Annotated in this window: 2 protein-coding genes; both read left to right on the forward strand. The window is 77.9% G+C overall.

Features of this window, described 5'->3' with window-relative positions; all coding sequences use genetic code 11:
• Window positions 1–2,039, forward strand: a 2,039-nt coding sequence (locus K377_RS40780) for an AMP-binding protein (RefSeq protein WP_146614867.1), incomplete at its 5' end; no start/stop codon positions are given.
• Entirely contained in the window at window positions 2,036–3,112 is a 1,077-nt protein-coding gene (gntD, locus tag K377_RS40785; protein WP_111668680.1) for a guanitoxin biosynthesis L-enduracididine beta-hydroxylase GntD, read from the forward strand. The genes K377_RS40780 and gntD, both read left to right, overlap by 4 nt.
• The last annotated feature ends 8 nt before the right edge of the window (window positions 3,113–3,120 follow it).

The raw sequence follows: 3,120 nt of genomic DNA on the forward strand, positions 1-3,120 counted from the left end.
CCCCGCACCGCTCCCCCGCCCCCCGGAGTTCGGCGCCCCGCGCGAGCCACGGGCACACCGCGCCCACCCCTCTTCCGCACGCTCCCGCGCCGGCTCCGGCCGATCCGCGGCACACCACGTCGGCGGCCGAGCTGGACGCCGCCCTGCACACCCGGCTGACCGCGTTCGCCGCCGAGCACGGCGTCACCGCGTTCATGGTGGCGCACGCGGCGCTCGTCGCCCTGCTCATCCAGCTCGGCGCGGACACCGGCCCGCGCGGCGGGATCACCGTCGCCGCCCCGGTCCCGGCCCGCGACAGCGAAGCGCTGCGCGAGGCGGTCGGCCCCTACGGACGCACCCTGGCCCTCACCGTCGACGCGTCGGCGGACACGAGCTTCACCGAACTGCTGCGCCTGGTGCGCGAGACGGACCTCGCCGCCTACCGCGACGGCACGAGCCCGCTCGCCCTGCCGGGCGGTGTCGCCCTCACGGTGGTGCAGGAGACCGACGCGCGCTTCGAGGCGGCCGGGCTGACCGTGCGCCCCGAGCCGCGGCCCCCGGTGGTGCCCGGCGCCGTCCTGGGCCTCACCCTGACCGAGCGGCAGACCCCGGCGGGCGGCTGCGCCGGGATCGGCCTCACCACCGCCTGCCCGGCCGCGTCGGTCGACGAGGCCACCGCCGCCTCCCTCACCGACCGCTTCGTCGCCGTCCTGGAGGCCGCGCTCACCGACCCGGCGCTCACCGTCGGCCGGCTGCGCCCGGCATCCGGCGGCGCCGGAGCGGACGGGGTCTGGGCGGGCGCCGACGCCGCGCTGCCCCCGGGCGACCCCGCCGCGCTCATCGCCGCCCAGGTGGCCCACGCACCCGACGCGCAGGTCCTGCCCGCGCTCACGTACGGCGAACTGGACGCCCGCGCCGACCTGTTGGCGCACGCGCTGCTCGCACACCGGGCGGGCCCCGGCACCTCGGTGCTGACCGCGCTGTCCTCGCCGGCCGCCTTCGCGGTGGCCGCCCTCGCCGTCGCCAGGACCGGAGCGGCACTGCTGCCGGTGGACCCCTCGGACGCGGTCCCCGCGCTCCCCGGGCACCTGCGGCCCGTGGTGCTGCTCCTCGACGAGACGGCCGACCTGCTGCTCGCGGACGTACCCGGCGCGGCGCGTCTGGTGCGCGACGAGGCCGCCGAGCCCGCGGCGGCCGGCCACTGGCCCTTCACCGACGCCGACCGGCTGCGCCCCGCGGGCGCCGACGACCCGCTGCTGCTGGTGCCCACCGACGACGGCACCGTCGTGGTCGGCTCCGCCGCCGTCGCCGCGGCGACGCTGGCCCGGCCCGCGGAGGCCGCCTGGCTGGTGCGCGGCTACCCGGACGGGGACGCGGCGCTCGGCCTGCTCGGGGCGCTGGCCTCGGGCGCCCGGGTGCACGTGCCGGAGGACTCGCTCACCCGCGCCGTACCGCACGAGGTGCTCGGCTGGCTGCGCGCGACGGGGGCCCGCACCGTCGTCGGCGGCGCGGACGAGACGCTGTGCGCGCTGCTCACCCTGGCCCGCGCCGAGGGCGCCGAACTGGCCGTCAGCGGCGGCTGGGCGGAGGGCCGCCTGGTCGTCGAGCAGACCGGCGACGGCCCCGCCCGGCCCGCCCCCGGCTACCGCGCCCACATCCTGGACGCCGCGCTGCGCCCGGTGGGCCCCGGCGAGACGGGCGCCCTGTACATCGCGGGCGTGGGGGTGGCCCAGGGCTACGCCGCGACGCCCACGACGACCGGAGAGCGGTTCCTGCCCGACCCGTTCGCGGCGCCCGGCACGACCGCCCGGATGTGGCGCACCGGTCAGGCCGCCCGGGTGGAGTCCGACGGCCGGCTGAGCGTCCTCGACGGGCCCGCCGACGACGACCCGTACACCGACGAGTTCGCCACCTTCGTGGTGCTCGCCGACCCCCGGGGCCACCACGCGCTGTGGCCGGCCGCGGTCGCCGCCCCCGAGGGCTGGCACGAGACGCACGCGGAGGACCTCTACGAACTCTGCCTCGACCATCTCGGCAGCCGGCCGGGCGAGTCCCTGTGACCGCCGCCCGCACCTGCGCACCCGCCACCGCCACCGATCTGCTTCCGGAGAACGCCATGACCCTCACCGCGCCGGCTCCCGCCCCGATCGCCGACGACACCCTCGCCGCGGCCCACCACCACGCGCTCGACCTGACGCCGCGTGAGGCCCGCGCCGCGCACGCCCTGGCGGCGGCCTGCCTGAAGACGTACAAGGCGGCCGACGACCCGCGCTTCCTCGACGAGGCGCCGGTGCTCGCCCACGACCTGCCGATCGCGGTACGCCGGCACCTGAACGCGGCGCGGCGCGACGAGGCCACGCACGCCACGCTGATCCGCGGCAACCTCGTCGACCAGCAGGCGCTCGGCGCCACCCCGCGGCACTGGAGCGAGGCGGACACCGAGGCGAGCCAGGTGTACGGCTGCCTGCTGGTGCTGTACGCGGCGCTGCTGGGCGACGTCACCGGCTGGGCCACGCAGCAGGCGGGCCGGCTGGTCACCGACATCCTGCCGAGCAAGGGCTTCGAGAACAGCCTGATCTCCGCGTCCAGCGCCCTCGAACTGGCCTGGCACACGGAGGACGCCTTCTCCCCCTACCGCGCCGACTGGGTGGGCCTGCTGGCCCTGCGCAACACGGCCTCGGTCGCCACGACCGTCGCCCACGTCGACCCGCGGCGGCTGCCCGGCCACATCCGCGGCGTCCTGGCCGAGCCCCGCTTCATCGCCCTGCCCGACTCCGCGCACGAGTTCGCCGACGGCGCCTTCGTGCCCCGGCCGGTGCCCGTCCTCGAAGGCCACGCCGATCTGCCGGTGCTCCGCATCGACCGGGACTTCTTCCGGGCCCAGGACGGCGACGCGGAGGCCGCCGAGGCGCTGGCCCACGTCATCGCCCACCTCGACGGCAACCTCACCGACGTCGTCGTGCCCACCGGCGCGGTCTGCTTCGTCGACAACCGCAACGTGGTGCACGGCCGGCGCTCCTTCCGCGCCGGGTTCGACGGCGGGGACCGCTGGCTCAAGCGGGTCAACCTGGTGCGCGATCTGCGCCGTACCCGTCCCGGGCGCCTGGACGGCGCCACCCGCGTCATCGGCTGACCGCCGCC

This window comes from Streptomyces sp. PsTaAH-137, from assembly GCF_003259365.1.
Taxonomy (GTDB): Bacteria; Actinomycetota; Actinomycetes; order Streptomycetales; family Streptomycetaceae; genus Streptomyces.